The sequence below is a fragment of the Streptomyces parvulus genome (assembly GCF_014648855.1).
Classification (GTDB): domain Bacteria; phylum Actinomycetota; class Actinomycetes; order Streptomycetales; family Streptomycetaceae; genus Streptomyces; species Streptomyces parvulus.
The window spans coordinates 199,547-214,906 of the sequence record NZ_BMRX01000001.1; the positions used below are offsets into that span (position 1 = coordinate 199,547).

At 72.5% G+C, this 15,360-nt stretch carries 14 protein-coding genes; 5 read left to right on the plus strand and 9 right to left on the minus strand.

Going from position 1 to position 15,360, the window contains the following annotated elements:
- Positions 1-13: 13 nt before the first annotated feature.
- From pyrE to IE108_RS00960, 5 genes are all read right to left on the minus strand, one after another.
- A complete protein-coding gene (pyrE, locus tag IE108_RS00940) occupies positions 14-565 on the minus strand; it encodes an orotate phosphoribosyltransferase (protein ID WP_064728992.1) in 552 nt (183 codons plus the stop codon).
- Between the two features lie 10 nt (positions 566-575).
- Positions 576-1,364, minus strand: coding sequence for an aldose epimerase family protein (locus tag IE108_RS00945; RefSeq protein ID WP_064728991.1), 789 nt, complete (start codon positions 1,362-1,364; stop codon positions 576-578).
- Between the two features lie 71 nt (positions 1,365-1,435).
- Positions 1,436-2,374 (minus strand): SRPBCC domain-containing protein, encoded by a 939-nt coding sequence (locus IE108_RS00950; RefSeq protein WP_064728990.1) that lies wholly within the window; start codon positions 2,372-2,374, stop codon positions 1,436-1,438.
- An 83-nt stretch (positions 2,375-2,457) separates the two neighbouring features.
- Positions 2,458-4,113: a polyamine aminopropyltransferase gene (locus IE108_RS00955; protein WP_064728989.1), complete on the minus strand. Its 1,656-nt coding sequence runs from the start codon at positions 4,111-4,113 to the stop codon at positions 2,458-2,460.
- Positions 4,114-4,247: 134 nt separating this feature from the next.
- Entirely contained in the window at positions 4,248-4,784 is a 537-nt protein-coding gene (locus IE108_RS00960) for a DUF2617 family protein (RefSeq protein ID WP_064728988.1), read from the minus strand.
- 865 nt (positions 4,785-5,649) lie between these two features.
- Here IE108_RS00960 and IE108_RS00965 point away from each other — a divergent pair.
- The gene (locus IE108_RS00965) at positions 5,650-6,852 is read left to right on the plus strand and encodes a pyridoxal phosphate-dependent aminotransferase (protein ID WP_064731872.1); all 1,203 of its coding nucleotides are present in this window, start codon (positions 5,650-5,652) and stop codon (positions 6,850-6,852) included.
- A gap of 85 nt (positions 6,853-6,937) precedes the next feature.
- Here the strand turns inward: IE108_RS00965 and IE108_RS00970 are convergent, their stop codons facing one another.
- Positions 6,938-7,474, minus strand: coding sequence for a YbjN domain-containing protein (locus IE108_RS00970; protein WP_064728987.1), 537 nt, complete (start codon positions 7,472-7,474; stop codon positions 6,938-6,940).
- A gap of 139 nt (positions 7,475-7,613) precedes the next feature.
- Here IE108_RS00970 and IE108_RS00975 point away from each other — a divergent pair, with 139 nt between their 5' ends.
- On the plus strand, positions 7,614-8,144 hold the full coding sequence (locus IE108_RS00975; RefSeq protein ID WP_064728986.1) for a hypothetical protein: 531 nt from the start codon (positions 7,614-7,616) through the stop codon (positions 8,142-8,144).
- Between the two features lie 94 nt (positions 8,145-8,238).
- Here the strand turns inward: IE108_RS00975 and clpB are convergent, their stop codons facing one another.
- Positions 8,239-10,839 carry an ATP-dependent chaperone ClpB gene (gene clpB / locus IE108_RS00980; protein ID WP_064728985.1) on the minus strand — a complete coding sequence of 867 codons (2,601 nt, stop codon included), beginning with the start codon at positions 10,837-10,839 and terminating at the stop codon, positions 8,239-8,241.
- Between the two features lie 202 nt (positions 10,840-11,041).
- Positions 11,042-11,377 (minus strand): Rieske (2Fe-2S) protein, encoded by a 336-nt coding sequence (locus IE108_RS00985; RefSeq protein ID WP_064728984.1) that lies wholly within the window; start codon positions 11,375-11,377, stop codon positions 11,042-11,044.
- Positions 11,378-11,692: 315 nt separating this feature from the next.
- On the opposite strand from IE108_RS00985, the gene IE108_RS00990 reads away from it, so the two are divergent.
- Both IE108_RS00990 and IE108_RS00995 read left to right on the plus strand, forming a co-directional pair.
- Positions 11,693-12,703, plus strand: a complete 1,011-nt coding sequence (locus IE108_RS00990) for a helix-turn-helix transcriptional regulator (protein ID WP_079163600.1) — start codon at positions 11,693-11,695, stop codon at positions 12,701-12,703.
- Positions 12,700-13,725, plus strand: coding sequence for a helix-turn-helix transcriptional regulator (locus IE108_RS00995; RefSeq protein WP_064728982.1), 1,026 nt, complete (start codon positions 12,700-12,702; stop codon positions 13,723-13,725). Before IE108_RS00990 ends, IE108_RS00995 begins: the two co-directional genes overlap by 4 nt.
- On the opposite strand, the gene IE108_RS01000 is transcribed toward IE108_RS00995, so the two are convergent.
- Positions 13,688-14,725, minus strand: coding sequence for a helix-turn-helix transcriptional regulator (locus tag IE108_RS01000; RefSeq protein WP_064728981.1), 1,038 nt, complete (start codon positions 14,723-14,725; stop codon positions 13,688-13,690). The two genes, IE108_RS00995 and IE108_RS01000, sit on opposite strands and share 38 nt — an antisense overlap.
- Positions 14,726-14,961: 236 nt before the next feature.
- Here IE108_RS01000 and IE108_RS01005 point away from each other — a divergent pair, with 236 nt between their 5' ends.
- Positions 14,962-15,354 (plus strand): hypothetical protein, encoded by a 393-nt coding sequence (locus IE108_RS01005; RefSeq protein ID WP_064731871.1) that lies wholly within the window; start codon positions 14,962-14,964, stop codon positions 15,352-15,354.
- Positions 15,355-15,360: the final 6 nt, after the last annotated feature.

Sequence of the window (15,360 nt, forward strand, 5' to 3'; positions counted from 1 at the left end):
CCTCCGGGCGGACTCAGTCCAGGCCCAGCTCGTCCTTGTCGTACGCGTACAGGTACGGCACCCCCGCGCCCTGCTCGATCTTCTCGGCGGCGCCCGTCGCGCGGTCGACGATCGTGGCGACGGCGACGACCTCGGCGCCGGCCTCGCGGACGGCCTCGACGGCGGTGAGCGGGGAGCCGCCGGTGGTGGAGGTGTCCTCGACGACCAGGACGCGGCGGCCCCTGATGTCCGGACCCTCGACCCGGCGCTGGAGCCCGTGCGCCTTGGCGGCCTTGCGGACGACGAACGCGTCCAGGCGCTTCCCGCGCGCGGCGGCGGCGTGCAGCATGCTCGCGGCTACCGGGTCGGCGCCCATGGTCAGCCCGCCGACCGCGTCGAACTCCAGGTCGTCGGTCAGCTCCAGCAGCACCTGCCCGACCAGCGGCGCGGCCTCGCCGTCCAGGGTGATGCGGCGCAGGTCGACGTAGTAGTCGGCCTCGATCCCCGAGGAGAGGGTCACCTTGCCGTGCACCACGGCCTTGTCCTTGATCTGCTGCAGCAGCGCCGCGCGTACGTCGTCCGTCATGTACGCCAGCTTAAAGGCGGCGCCAGGACCAGGTCGTCGTGGCCTCCAGCGGCTCCAGGGGCGTGACCAGGCGCGGGAGGGTGTTCAGGCCGTTGGGCGGCCCGGTCTGCGGTTCCACGCACACGGCGGCCTCCTGCTCGTCGTACACCACGACCCAGTGCTCGCGGCTGGCGACGTTCAGCTCCAGCCGTCCGGGCCAGGTGAGGGTGACGTCGACGCCGTCGGGCATGCCGAAGCAGTCGTCCCAGGGGCCCGGCTTCGGGTCGACGCGGTTGCCGGTGGGCAGGTGGTCGTCGCCGCGCTCCTCCTGCCAGGCGGGGTCGAAGGCGATCGCCGCGTCCACGCCGTCCAGGGTGCGGTTGAACCACGGGTGCCAGCCGACCTGCGCCGGGAAGGACGAGTCGTACGTCTCCACGGACATCGTCAGCGTCAGCGCGTCCTCGCCGAGCGCGATCACCTGGGTGACGCGTCCGGTGTAGGGCCAGGGGTCGGCCAGGTCGTACGTGATGACCGCCTCGTCCGCGGTGACGCGGGCGGTGCGCCAGGCGCCGTCGCGGGCGGTGCCGTGGATGGCGTGCGGCGGGGAGTTGAGCGGCATCCGGTGCACGGCCGCGCCGTCCCGGAAGCGGCCGTCGCGGATCCGGCCGCACCAGGGGACCATCGGGAAGCAGCCGTAGCGCTCCCCTTGGCGGAGCAGTTCCGTGCCGCCGACGCGGAGTCCGCCGATCCGGCCGCCGTTGCCCGGCAGCACGGTCGCCTCCGCGTCACCCGCGGTCAGCGTGATGGGTTCGTTACTCACGCCCCGACCCTACTGGGGCGATCAAGGGCGCCGGGGCACGCGGGGGCCGGGGCGTGCGGGTCTGCGGCGGCTCAGCGCCGCTTGCGCAGCGCGCGGCCCACGACGATCGCCCCGGCCACGACCACCGCCGCCGCGGGGGCGGCCCAGCGCAGGGGGGCGCCGGCCACGCCGGACTGGGGCGCGGGGACGGGGGCGTACCGGCCGCGCGGCGGGGAGTGGTCGACCTCCTCGGCGCTGCGGCCGATCATCGTGCGGCGCGCGTGCGCGGCCTCGGCGGGGGGTCCGACCACGTCGGGGGCGGGGGGCTCCGCGGGGTCCTGCGGGGTGGCGGGGGGCTGCGGGGCATGGCCGACGTCCTCGGCCGCCGGGGCGTCGGGAGCCGCCGTGTCGCCGGAGTCCGCCGTGTCGCCTGTGCCGGCCGTGCCGTCGGTGCCCGCCGTGGTGTCCGCGTCCACCGACCCGTCCGTCTCCCGCGTGCCGCCCGCGTCCCGCGTGCCGCCCGCGGCCTCCGTCTCGTCCGCGTCCTCCGCGTCGAGGGAGGACGGCGGGACCTCCGTGTCGAAGACGGAGGCGGGCGCCGGTTCCTCGGCCGCCGCAGTGCCCAGGTTCTCCGCGAAACGGGTGAGCAGCCGGGCCGTGGCCGACGCCACCGCCTCCCCGGGCAGCTCCGTGACCCTGCCGTCGGCGGTGGCGGTCCCGGCGAAGGCGACGGTGGCGCCGCCCTCGGCCTCCCGGACGGAGAGGGTGAGCGCGAGCGTGACCGCGCCGGTCCCGCGCGACTCGGTGGCGTCGCCCTCGGCGGCGTACGTGCCGTCCTCGCGCGCGGACAGGTGCAGCGCACCCCGGTAGGTGATGGAGTGGCTGCCGATACGCACCTTCAGCCGGCCCGCGACGGGCTCGGCACCGGCGTCCTGCTGGAGCCCCGGCACCGCCCGGGCGACCCGGACGGGGTCGGCCAGCACGTCCCTGAGCCGCTCCGCGGGAACCGGAACGAACACCTCATGCTCCATGTCACGGCACCCTACCCAGCGGGCGCCCGGAGCACCCCCCGTGGGCGCAAACTCACCCGGCGCCCCCGCGCACCCCGGCCGCTTCAGTACCGCGGATGCACCAGCGTCGACGGCGGCAGTCCCGGCACCCGGGTGCGGGACGCGGCGCGGGCGTCCCGGGCCAGCGACCCGGGGGTGAGGGTGCGCGGACGGGGCTCCCGGGCGGTGTCCAGGCGCAGTGCGGGGGGCGTCCGCGCGGCCAGCAGGAAGCCCCAGTCGCGGGGGGCGCCGGGGCCCGCGGCGGTGCGGTCGGGGCCGGGCGCGAAGCCGGCGTCGCGGGCGGCGACGCGGTAGGCGACGGCCGGCAGCCCGGCCGCGCGGAGCGAGGCGTCCACCGTCCAGAAGGTACGGGGCCGGGCGGCGGCCGGTCCGGCGTGCACCACGAGACGCCCGTCGGGGGCGAGCACCCGCCGCACCAGGCCGTAGAACTCCTGCGAGTACAGCTTGGTGCTGGCCGTGATGCCGGGGTCGGGCAGGTCCGAGATCACCACGTCGTACGCCGCGGAGGGCGTCGCCCGCAGCCGGCGGAAGGCGTCCTGGGCCGAGACGCGGACGCGCGGGTCGCCGTAGGCGTGGTCGTTGAGGGTGGTCAGGCCGGGGTCGTGCCGGGCCAGCCGGGTGAGCCCCGGGTCGAACTCGACGACGTCGACGCGGAGCACGCCGTACTGCCGCAGCACCTCACGGGCGGCGAGTCCGTCGCCGCCGCCGAGGATCAGCACGCGCGCGTGCGGGCCGCTCATCACGGGGTGCACCAGCGCCTCGTGGTAGCGCCGTTCGTCGCTGCCGTCGACGCGGAGCCGCCCGTCCAGGAACAGGCCGAGGGACCGGCCGTCCGGGTCGCCGGTGAGGACCACCTCCTGCACGTCCGTCTGGACGGCCACCCGCACGTCCTGCCCGTACACCGCCTGGCGGGCCGCGCGTTCGAAGTCGTCGGCGAGGACGGTGGCCGTCGCGAGCAGGGCGAGGACGAGGAGGTTGGCGGTGAGCAGCAGCCGGCGGGCCCGGCGGGACAGGTCGCGCCGGAACAGGCCGAGGACCAGGGCCGCGCCCACGGCCGCGTTGACGGTGCCGGTGAGCAGCGCGCCGGTGAGCTGGCCGAGGAAGGGGAGCAGGACGAAGGGGAAGGCGAGGCCGCCGACGAGCGCGCCGACGTAGTCCGCGGCGAACAGGTCGGCGACCGCGCCGCCCGCGTCCTGCCGGCGCACCCGCTGGATCAGCTCCATCAGCAGCGGTACCTCGGCGCCGATCAGCACGCCGATGGCGAGCGAGAAGGCGACCAGCAGGAAGCGGGGGCCGTCGGCCCACAGGCCGCCCCAGCCGCCGGTCCAGGCGAAGACGGCGTAGAGAATCATCGCGCTGGAGCCGCCGACGAGGGCGAGGACCGCCTCCACCGCGCCGAAGCCCGCGGCGGCCAGGCGGCGCAGCCGTTTGGCGGCGAGCGAGCCGAGGCCCATGGCGAAGACCATGACGGACAGCACCACGGACGCCTGGGTGACCGAGTCGCCGATCAGGTACGAGGCGAGGGCGACCAGTTCGAGTTCGTACACCAGCCCGCAGGCCGCGCAGACGAACACGCACGCCAGGACCAGGAACCGCGCGACGGCCGGACGGACGGGCAGCGGCGCGGGCGCGTCCGGACCGCGGGGGACGCCCCAGGCCGGCGGTGAGCCGGGCGGGGCGGGCGCGTGCGGATCGATCACGGGGTGACGTTACGTCACTCCCCCACTGCGCTTCGTCACCCACACGTGTGAAACTGATGTCCCGCTCGGCCCCCGGAGGTTTATCCGGACGGGACCCGCGACCGGGGCGGGACACCGTCCGGACGGGTCCCGGCTCACACCGCGGACGGCCTGAGCTGCGACGTCGGCACCCGGACGCCCACCCGGGTCCGGGTCGCGACCAGTTGCCCGTCCTGCGGGTAGGCGTGCCAGGTGCGCCAGTGCACCTGGCCCTCGCGGCGCTGGGCCAGCAGCGCGGTGAAGGCGTGCGGGCTGCCGGGGAAGACCCCGGCCAGGCCGTGCGGGTGGTCGGAGACGAGGGCCAGCAGCTCTTGGGCGCGGCCGGCGAAGGAGCCGGGCGAGAGCACCTCCACGCGGGCGGCGAACTCGTACTCCCAGTCGCCCACCCGTTTGGCGACGCCCAGCGGCAGCGGGGTGCTGCTGCCGGGGATGCAGGCCACCGTCTCCGAACAGCTGCCCCGCTCCTCCTCCAGGAGGACCTGGTGGGAGGCGCCGAGGAGTCTCAACTGAAGGGTCGCGTCCGTGAGTTCGATATCGAGGCAGGCCAGCGCGGGCAGCGGCTCGCGCCCCAGGGCCCAGGCCAGGTCCGCGGCGCGGGTGTCGGTGTAGGCGGTGTTCAGGGTCGTGAGCATGGATCGGCTCCGCAAGCACACAAGGAGAGGAAGATGTGGGGCCCGCGCATCCCGGCCACTGCCGGGGCTGCGGTCCGCGCAGCCCGGTCGGCCGGTCAGGAGGGGGGTCAACAGGTCGTCCGAGGAGCTGCGTTGGTGAGGGAGAGCGAATCATGAACTATGGCGTCGCCACAGCGTTTTTACCCAACTTCGTGGGGTTTCCATCCCTCAGGGGGCTCCACTGCTCAACTGTTCAACCAGGGCGCACACCCCGAGCGAACGGAGTGCGCCGGAGCGTACGAGCGCCCACCGGGTGTGCCACCCGGTGGGCGCTCTGGGCGGGGCCCGGGGCCCGGTCCCAGGACCGGCCCCCTCGGCGGGGATGCGGTTCCCCCTGGCCGGAGCTCAGCTGCCCCGTGTCAGCTGCCTCCACCGCATCCGCCGCCGCCCCCTCCTCCCCCGCAGGACGACCCGCCTCCGCAGGACGAACCGCTACTGCAGGAGTGGCCTCCGTGGTGCCCGCCTGACGAGCCGCCGTCACCGCCGCCGCTGTCACCGGCCCACCAGCTGCCGCCGCCGGCGCCGCCGCTTCCGCCCGCCCAGCGCGAACGCCTGCCGCGCCGCGAGCGGTCGGCCCGCCTGCTCACCGAGATGCCCCTGATCAACAGGGCCGCGACCACGATCAGGACGATGGCAATGACCATGACTCCGCCCTCCTTTCCCTCCGGACGCGACGCCCGGAAGTCCCCCGAAGCAGTCCCCCGTCGGGTGCCTCGCTCTGTCGGAATCCGCTGTGGAGCTCGTTGCGTGAACGGGAGATGCCCTTCCCCGCCACGGCCCAAAGCAGAGTTGAGGAAGTCCAGAGCTTCGGCGCAGGATGGCCGCCATGACCTCCATGAGCTCCAGCGCCCGCCCCCTCCTGAACCGCCGGCTGGCGGAGTTCGGAACGACGATCTTCGCCGAGATGTCGGCCCTGGCCGCGCGGACCGGCGCGATCAACCTGGGCCAGGGCTTCCCGGACACGGACGGCCCCGAGGAGGTCAGGGAGGCCGCCGTGCGGGCGCTGCGCGACGGGCGGGGCAACCAGTACCCGCCGGGCCCCGGCGTCCCCGAGCTGCGCGCCGCCGTCGCCGCCCACCAGGAGCGGCGCTACGGCCTCTCCTTCGACCCGGACACCGAGGTCCTGGTCACGGCCGGCGCCACGGAGGCCATCGCCGCCTCGCTGCTCGCGCTCCTGGAGCCCGGTGACGAGGTCGTCGCGCTGGAGCCGTACTACGACTCGTACGCGGCGGCCATCGCGATGGCGGGCGGCACGCGCGTGCCGGTGACCCTGCGCCCGCACACGACGGACGAGGGCCCCGTCTTCCGCCTGGACCTCGACGAGCTGCGCGACGCGGTCACCGACCGCACCCGGCTGCTGCTGCTGAACACCCCGCACAACCCGACGGGGACGGTCCTGACCCGCGCCGAACTCGCCGCGATCGCCGAGCTGGCCGTGGAGCGGGACCTGCTGGTGGTGACCGACGAGGTCTACGAGCACCTGGTCTTCGACACGGCGGAGCACATCCCGCTGGCGACCTTCCCGGGGATGCGCGAGCGCACGGTGACCATCGGCTCGGCCGGCAAGACCTTCTCGTTCACCGGGTGGAAGGTCGGCTGGGTCACCGCGACCCCCGCCCTGGTCACGGCCGTGCGGTCGGCCAAGCAGTACCTGACGTACGTGGCCTCGGGACCGTTCCAGTACGCGATCGCCGAGGCCCTGGCGCTGCCCGAGTCCTACTTCGGCGCCTACCGGGAGGACATGCGGGCCAAGCGGGACCTGCTCGCCGCGGGGCTCGCGGAGGCGGGCTTCGGCGTGTTCCGGCCCGCGGGGACGTACTTCGTGACCACCGACATCCGTCCGCTGGGCGAGAGCGACGGCTTCGCCTTCTGCCGCGGCCTGCCCGAGCGCGCCGGAGTCGTCGCCGTCCCCAACGCGGTCTTCTACGACCACCGGGACGCGGGCGCGCCCTACGTGCGGTTCGCCTTCTGCAAGCGGATCCCGGTGCTGGAGGAGGCGGTGGGCCGGCTCAAGGCGCTGGCGGGATGAGGCGTGGCGTGGCGGTACGACGAGAGCCCGGTCCCGCGATACCGGGCCGGGCTCTCCTCGTACGGGCGGTACGGAGACCGTCGGACTACTCGCCGTCCTCGTCGGTCGGCTTCTCCGCCTCGTTGACCTCCTGCTCCAGGCCCAGCTGCTCCACGAGCCACCGGTCGAACTCGATGGCGGCCCGCACCCAGCTGACCGTCGAGGAGACGAAGTGCTCCAGGCTGACGCCCATGCCGATCAGCATCTGCGCCTCGCCGATCAGGCGGACCGTGCCGTCGTCGTGGGTGTGGGAGTACACCTTGGGCCACAGGGTGCGCCGGTTCCAGTCGTCGACCGACTCGAGGAGCTGCGGCTTCTCGTCGATCTGGTGGGGCCGGTCGTAGAACGTCCGCACCGAGAAGACCTGCTGGTCGCCCTCGCCGCGGAACATGAAGTACGTACGGAACTGCTCCCACGGCGCCGCGAGGTCGCCCTCGTCGTCGACGACGTACTTCAGCTCCATCTGCTCGAGGAGCTGCTTCACAAGATCCTGATCCGGGACGACGGGGCCCGCCGGTCCTTGGGGCTGCGGCTCGGGCTGCTTGCCCCCGAAGTTCGGAATCGAGGACGGGTCGATGCTCACCGTGAATTTCCCTTCGTACGGATCTGGCCATCCTCCCCCATGCGGGGAGGGGCGTGGCAAGCCCGCCGGGGGCCTGTCAGCCCTGGGCTGACATGATCCGGCCGGTCGGGTGGACGTTTCTGCGGAGGGGGCGGGGAACATGGCGCGCACACCGGTGGCGGGCGGCCGTCCACGGGGCGGCACCGAGGTTCCGCGGGGGCGGACCAGGTGGTGGCGGGTGGCGGCGCTGGTCGCCCTGCCGGCACTGGTCCTGCTGCCCCTGCTGGTGGCCTTCGTGGGCATCGTCTTCAGCGAGGACGACGACCGGGGGGAGGGCGGCCGCGCGAGCGAGCGGGTGCCCTGCGCCGAGGCGCTGGCCTTCGGCGGGGCCGTCCTGCCGGCCGGGGCGCGGCCCACCGGCGGGTGCACGGTGCAGGGCTTCCAGGACGTTCACTACAGCGCCGCCTTCCGCATGCCCCGCACGGGTGTCCAGGACTGGCTGATACACACCTATCCGGACGCCCCGCAGCCCGCCGCCGGGTTCTGTGCGGGCGAGGCCGCCGACCTGTGTCTGGACCTGAATCACGCGGCGGGGCTGCCGGACGGGGTGGAGGCGCACGTCGTACGGGTGCGGGTGGTGCACGAGGACGCGGGGACGGCGCTGGTGCGGTTCGCGGCGTTCACGACCTGACGGGGCCGCCGACGCGGGCGTGCGGGCGGCCCGCCACCCACATGGGGTGACGGGCCGCTCCCAGGTGCCTCAGAGGGTCTTGCCCTCCGGTGCCTCAGAGGGTCTTGCCCTCCGTCGCCGGTCCCACGATCAGGTCGTCGCCGAACCGGTCCACGCGGACGCTGTCGCCGTCCTTGATCTCGCCGGACAGGATCTCCCGGGCCAGCCGGTCGCCGATCGCCGTCTGGACGAGGCGGCGCAGCGGGCGGGCGCCGTACGCCGGGTCGTTGCCCTCCTCCGCCAGCCAGGCCAGGGCCTCGTCGGTGACCTCCAGGGTGAGGCGGCGCTCGGCGAGGCGCCGGGACAGGGCCTCGATCTGGAGCCGCGCGATCCGGCCCAGCTCCTCCTTGCTGAGCGCCGAGAAGACCACGAGGTCGTCGAGCCGGTTGAGGAACTCCGGCTTGAACGAGCTGCGGACCACCTCAAGCACCTGCTGCTTCTTCTCCGCCTCGCCGGTCGTCGGGTCGACCAGGTACTGGCTGCCCAGGTTCGAGGTGAGGACCAGGATGGTGTTGCGGAAGTCGACGGTGCGGCCCTGCCCGTCGGTCAGGCGCCCGTCGTCGAGCACCTGGAGCAGGATGTCGAAGACCTCGGGGTGCGCCTTCTCCACCTCGTCGAGGAGCACGACGGTGTACGGCCGCCGCCGCACCGCCTCGGTGAGCTGGCCGCCCTCCTCGTACCCGACGTATCCGGGCGGGGCGCCCACCAGCCGCGCGACGCTGTGCTTCTCGCTGTACTCCGACATGTCGATGCGGACCATGGCCCGCTCGTCGTCGAAGAGGAAGTCGGCGAGCGCCTTGGCCAGCTCGGTCTTGCCGACGCCGGTGGGGCCGAGGAAGAGGAACGACCCGGTAGGGCGGTCGGGGTCGGCGATCCCGGCCCGGCTGCGGCGCACGGCGTCGGACACGGCCCGCACGGCCTCGCTCTGCCCGATGAGCCGCTTGCCCAGCTCGTCCTCCATGCGCAGCAGCTTCTGCGTCTCGCCCTCGAGGAGCCGCCCGGCCGGGATGCCGGTCCAGGAGGCGACCACGTCGGCGATGTCGTCGGCGCCGACCTCCTCCTTGACCATGGTGTCCTTGGCCACCTCCTCCTCGGCCTCGGAGGCGGCCTCCAGGTCACGCTCCAAATCCGGGATCTCGCCGTACAGCAGCTTGCTGGCGGTGTCGAAGTCCCCGTCGCGCTGGGCGCGTTCGGCCTGGCCGCGCAGCTCGTCGAGCTTCTCCTTCAGCTCGCCGACCCGGTTGAGGGACTGCTTCTCCTTCTCCCAGCGGGCGTTGAGGCCGCGCAGCTCCTCCTCCTTGTCGGCGAGGTCGCGGCGCAGACGCTCCAGGCGCTCCAGCGAGGCGGCGTCGGTCTCCTTGCCGATCGCCAGCTCCTCCATCTTCAGCCGGTCGACGGCACGCTGGAGCTCGTCGATCTCGACGGGCGAGGAGTCGATCTCCATGCGGAGCCGCGAGGCGGCCTCGTCGACGAGGTCGATGGCCTTGTCGGGCAGGAACCGGGAGGTGATGTACCGGTCGGACAGACTGGCGGCGGCCACCAGCGCGCTGTCGGCGATCTGCACCTTGTGGTGGGCCTCGTAGCGCCCCTTGAGCCCGCGCAGGATCGCGATGGAGTCCTCGACGGTCGGCTCGGCGACGAGCACCTGCTGGAAGCGCCTTTCGAGGGCGGGGTCCTTCTCGATCCGCTCCCGGTACTCGTCCAGCGTGGTGGCGCCGACCATGCGCAGCTCACCGCGCGCGAGCATCGGCTTGAGCATGTTCCCGGCGTCCATGGCGGAGTCCCCGCCGGCGCCGGCCCCCACGACGGTGTGCAGCTCGTCGATGAAGGTGATGATCTGCCCGTCGGAGTCCTTGATCTCGGCGAGGACGGTCTTCAGCCGCTCCTCGAACTCGCCACGGTACTTGGCCCCGGCCACCATCGCGCCCAGGTCGAGCGCCACCAGCCGCTTGTCCTTCAGCGACTCGGGCACGTCCCCCTTGACGATCCGCTGGGCGAGCCCCTCCACGACGGCGGTCTTGCCGACGCCCGGCTCGCCGATGAGGACGGGGTTGTTCTTGGTGCGGCGGCTGAGCACCTGCACCACCCGGCGGATCTCCTGGTCACGCCCGATGACGGGGTCGAGCTTGCCCTCCCTGGCGGCCTCGGTGAAGTCGGTACCGAACTTCTCCAGCGCCTTGTACTGACCCTCGGGGTCGGCGGTGGTCACGCGGCGTCCACCCCTCGCCTTGCGGAAGGCCTCCTGCAACTTCTTCGCACTGGCACCCTGCCCCTCCAGTACCTCACCGGCCGCGCCGCCCTTCGCGGCGATGCCGAGGAGCAGGTGCTCGGTGGAGAGGTACTCGTCCCCGAGTTCCTTGGCGCGTGCCTGGGCGTCGGCGACCACGGCGAGCATCTCACGGCTGGGTTGCGGCGGTGCGACCGTGGACCCGGTCACGCTGGGCAGCCCGCCGACGATGCGTTCGGCGCCGGAGCGCACGGCGGCCAGGTCGGCCTCGACGGCGGCGAGCAGGTCGGTGATGTTCTCGTTGTCCTGCCCCTGGAGCAGGGCCAGCAGCAGGTGGGCGGGGGTGAGGTCGGCGTTTCCCTCGGTCACGGCCCGGTTGCTGGCCGCGTTGATCGCGTCCCGGCTCCGGTTGGTCAGCTCGGCGTCCACGTTCTGGCTCTCCTCCGTGTCTCCATGTCTCCCAGTGCTGACTCACACAACGTACACAAAGTTGAGTCTATTTCACTCAAGGGGTACCCGGAGGTCCCGGAAACAGGCACACATACGACAGCGGCGTCACCGTGTTCAGGTCACGGTGACGCCGCTGCCGGGGGGAAGCACCTGAGCGATTTGTTACGACGGGGGAATCGCGTCAGGCGCTGCGGGGGGTGGCCGAGATGGTCCTGATGCCGGAGACCTCCGGCGGCGCGAGCCGGTGGTCCCGCTGGTCCAGGTTCACAAAGATCATTCCGTACCGGATGGCACACCGCACTGGCTGCGGCGCCCCCCGAGGCCGCCGCAGACACCGGTACGCCCGCACGTCACCGTCCTCGTCCAACGTGACGACGACCGGCTCGCCGAAGACGGTCACCATCAGGGAGTCACCGGGGTGGGGGATCGCGGTGACCAGGTCGATGAAGTGCCAGCCGGAGCGGTAGGCGGTGGCCATTTCTCGGCGGAAGGAGCGGTCGTCGGGTGGCGTTGTCATGTCAGGACCACGCACTGTCGTCAGTGAGAGCTTCTCCGGCCGGGGAGGCGGCTACCGCTTCCACGGACCAGGCGCTGTCCGCTCGGGCGTCACCCTTCGCCACGGAGAGGCCACTCAGTGTTCCGAAGGCCACAACGGCGGAGAAGGCGGCGACAAGCACCGAGCGAAGCATTCTCTTAGACATAGTCGGCTTCGTCCTCACTTGAAGGTCCCCTCTTCCCCCGTCGGATAAGACGATGGCTCATTCAGGCACGTCATGGCCACACAATCGGTGCATCATGTTCCTGCACGTTCAGGACCCTGGGGGGTGGAGATTTGACAACAAATCAGGCCAAAGCGACACATCCCCATGCAGTTACTGAACTGTGTGAGGAGGGGGGGCGCCTGTACGCGAACGCGCTGCGCACTGGACGTATCGCACGCGCCGAGGCGGAGCCCGTCCCCTGCCTGATGGAGTTCGCGCTCCTCCACCCCGACCCCGACGATGCCAACTGGCTCCTCCCGGTGTCGCCCGCCGTCGCACTCGCACGACGGCTGAATCCGATCGAGCACGAGATATCCGAGCGCAGGCGGACGTCGATCGAACTGGCCGCGGCCTTCGAACCCTTCATGGCGCTCAGCGCGCAGGGAGCGGCGCCGACCCACTCGATCACCGTGCTGGAGGGGCTCGACCGCATCAACGCCGCCCTCGACCTTGCCACCGACCAGTGCCTGATCGAGATGCTCACGGTCCAGCCAAGTGCCCGGCACCCCGAGCGCCGGCTCATCGAGGCACTGGAACGAGACAGGACGCTCATCGAGCGAGGCGTGCGGATCCGCACCCTCTACCAGCACACGGCGCGGTACAGCCCGGAGCGCCTGGCCTACGTGGACCAGTTCCCGAACGGGAAGGCCGAGTACCGCACCATCGACGAACTCGTCGAACGCCTCATCATCTGCGACGAGACCGTGGCCTTCATCCCCATCCGGGACGACCGCCAGGTCGCTCTGGAGATCCGGCACCCGGGTCTCGTCCGCTACCTGATCAAGGTCTTCGAGTTCATCTGGGGCCGGGCGGTGCCGCTCACGGCCGGCGCACCGTACGAGACCGCTCCGGACGGCATCACCGACATCCAGCACTCCATAGCGAAGCTGCTGGTCGAAGGCCACGTCGACGAGGCCATCGCCCGCCGCCTCGGCATGAACGTCCGCACCTGCCGGGCCCACATAGCCAAACTGGCCTCCGTGCTGGGGAGCGGAAGCCGCGCCCAACTCGGTTATCTGATAGCTCAGTCGGGGATCCTGGAGCAGGATCAGCACGGCATCGCGCAAGAGGCGGGCCCATGACGGGGGAGGCGCCCGGCCCGCAGGAGGAGGAGCGGCCGGTGCCGTCTCATATCGAGCATGGTCCGGAAGAACTCTGTGCCGCGGGGACGGACCTCTACACGCAAGCCCTGCGCGAGGGTCGCGTGCCCACCCGGGAGGTCTCGGCGGTGCCCTGCCTCACGGACTACGGCCTACTGCAACCGACCGTGGGCGACCTGGACTGGCTGGAGCCGGTCGCCCCCGCCGTCGCCCTGCACCGGATGCTGGACGCCTCGGCGCAGCGTGTCGCCGAGGAGCGGCAGCGGGAAGCCCGGCTGACCGCGACGTTCGAACCCCTCATGCTGGTGGACGGCCGGCGTACGGCCGGAGGAGACGCCGGGGCCGTGCGCGTCCTCAATGGGGTCCCCCAGATCAACCAGGCCATCAGCGAGGCCATGTCGAACGCCACGCGCGAGTTGCTGTGCATACAGCCCAACGCCCACTACGGCGACCGGCGCGGACAGGTGGCCCAGACGCTGTCACTTGGCCGGGACCAGGACATGCTCGACCGCGGCGCCCGCATCCGCACGCTCTACCAGCACACACAACGCCATCTGCCGATGGTCCGGGCCCGCTACGAGCAGTTGCGCGGAGACGCCGAGGCACGCTCTCTGGACGAGGTGACGGACCGCCTCATCGTCGTCGATCGCAAAGTCGCCTTCATCCCCGCCGACGTCGAGGCCACGCTGGCCCTGGAAGTCCGCCACCCCGCCCTCATCGCGTATTTCGTGACCACATTCGAGCGCCTGTGGCGTCTCGCCACGCCCATGCACCCAGAGGCCGCTCCGCGCCCGTCGCTGGGCGGCATCACGCCCCGCCAACGCACCATCGCCTCGCTACTCGTCGAAGGCCACACCGACGCCGACATAGCGGAGCGCCTCGGCATGAACGTCCGTACCGCCCGCGTCCACATCGCCAAGCTCGCCGCCACCCTCGGCAGCGAGAGCCGGGCTCAGCTCGGGTATCTCATCGGGCGGTCGGGGATTCTCGACCGGGAAGGATGACGGGGGCCGAGGCGCCCCGGGTGGGGCCGTCCAGGCCTGCCTGGGCTATGCGCACGCCCAGTTGGGTGCGGCTCGCGGCGCCCAGGGTCTCCGAGAGGCGGGCGATGTGTGCGCGGGCCGTGCGGACGCTTATGCCCAGCCGTTCCGCGATGACCGCGTCCTGGTGGCCCTCCGCCAGCAGCGCCGCGATGGACTGCTCGCGGTGCGAGATGCCCTCGATGCCGGTGTCGGGGAGGGCGGCGGAGAGCGGGATCGCGAGGCGCCAGAGCCGTTCGAAGACCGTGACCAGGTAGGAGACCAGCGCGGGGTGGCGCAGTTCCAGGGCCATCGTGCGGTCGCTGTTGGCCGGGATGAAGGCCACGGTCCGGTCGAAGAGGATGAGGCGGTCGATGACCTCGTCCAGCGTCCGGGCCTCCACCGCGTCGCCCATCAGCTCCAGGTAGTTGAGCAGGCCCTGCCCGTGCCGGGCCACGTGCGTGTACAGGTCCCGCATCCGCACCCCGCGCCCCCGCAGCGCCAGCGCCCGGTGCAGGCCCTCGGACAGCTCCGCCTCACGCCGGATGCCGCCGGGCTGCACGGTCAGGACCTCCGTCGTGCACGCCTGCGTCGCCTCGTCCATCGCGGCCTGGATGCGGGCCAGCCCGTCGAGGACGCGGATCGCCGTGCCCTCCAGGCCGGCCGGCGCGTGGATGAGCCGGCCCAGCCCCGCGTACCACTCGAAGGCCTCCACCGCCGAGCCCACCCGCCGCTGACTCGCGCTGACCTCGTCGTGGACGCCCCGCAGCAGCCGCGTCATGACCTCTTGCGGCGAGGTCGGCACCAGCCAGTCCATGTCGTCGGGATCAGGGTGCAGCAGGGCCAGTTCGAGGAGGCAGGGCACCGGCTCGGCGTCCTGGCGCTGCACCCGGCCGCGGCGCACGGCACGGGAGTACACGCGGTCCCCGGCCGCGCACAGCCGGTCGGCACCGTGCGGATGCTCCTGCGCCCCGTGCCCGGCCATCGCCCATCCCACCCCCGGTTCCGGCTCCATCCGCAGCGCAACTATGCGCGGCCCGGACCGGCTCCGCAACACGGCTCCCTGGCCAAGGGAGTCCAAAACCTGGCACCGTGTCCGTTGCGCGCGCCCTCCGGTTCGCCGGTCGCCACCCGCGGCGGACCGCGCCGACATGCCGCAGGTGTCACGGCGTTGCACCCGGGGGTAGGAATGAGGGACGTGTGCCCGAGGAGGTCGCCGGTATGCCCACCCCCGAGGAGAGGCTCGCCGAGGCGAAGCAGTTGTCGGGCCTCCCGCCCGTCGTCGCGATCTGCGGCTCGACCCGCTTCATGGCCGAGATGAACGAGGCCGACCTGCGGGAGACCGAGGCCGGCCGGATCGTCGTCAAACCGGGCTGTGACCTGAACGCGCCGCACGCCCTCTGGTCCGACCCCGACGAGGCCGCGGCGCTGAAGATCCGGCTCGACGAACTGCACCGGGCGAAGATCCGGCTCGCCGACGAGGTGCTGGTGGTCGGCGACTACATCGGCGACAGCACCCGAGCCGAGATCGCCTACGCCCGGTCGCTGGGCAGGCCCGTGCGGTTCACACACCCCGAAGTCGACCCCGGCCGCCCGCCGGCCGCCCCGCGCTGAAGCGGC

Excerpts from the sequence above, each read along its gene's own strand:
- IE108_RS00985 (WP_064728984.1), bottom strand. The coding sequence starts at position 11,377 with ATGACAACGCCACCCGACGACCGCTCCTTCCGCCGAGAAATGGCCACC.
- IE108_RS01000 (WP_064728981.1), bottom strand. The coding sequence starts at position 14,725 with ATGGCCGGGCACGGGGCGCAGGAGCATCCGCACGGTGCCGACCGGCTG.
- IE108_RS00975 (WP_064728986.1), top strand. The coding sequence starts at position 7,614 with ATGGCGCGCACACCGGTGGCGGGCGGCCGTCCACGGGGCGGCACCGAG.
- IE108_RS00960 (WP_064728988.1), bottom strand. The coding sequence starts at position 4,784 with ATGCTCACGACCCTGAACACCGCCTACACCGACACCCGCGCCGCGGAC.
- IE108_RS00995 (WP_064728982.1), top strand. The coding sequence starts at position 12,700 with ATGACGGGGGAGGCGCCCGGCCCGCAGGAGGAGGAGCGGCCGGTGCCG.
- IE108_RS00950 (WP_064728990.1), bottom strand. The coding sequence starts at position 2,374 with ATGGAGCATGAGGTGTTCGTTCCGGTTCCCGCGGAGCGGCTCAGGGAC.
- IE108_RS01005 (WP_064731871.1), top strand. The coding sequence starts at position 14,962 with ATGCCCACCCCCGAGGAGAGGCTCGCCGAGGCGAAGCAGTTGTCGGGC.
- pyrE (WP_064728992.1), bottom strand. The coding sequence starts at position 565 with ATGACGGACGACGTACGCGCGGCGCTGCTGCAGCAGATCAAGGACAAG.
- IE108_RS00965 (WP_064731872.1), top strand. The coding sequence starts at position 5,650 with ATGACCTCCATGAGCTCCAGCGCCCGCCCCCTCCTGAACCGCCGGCTG.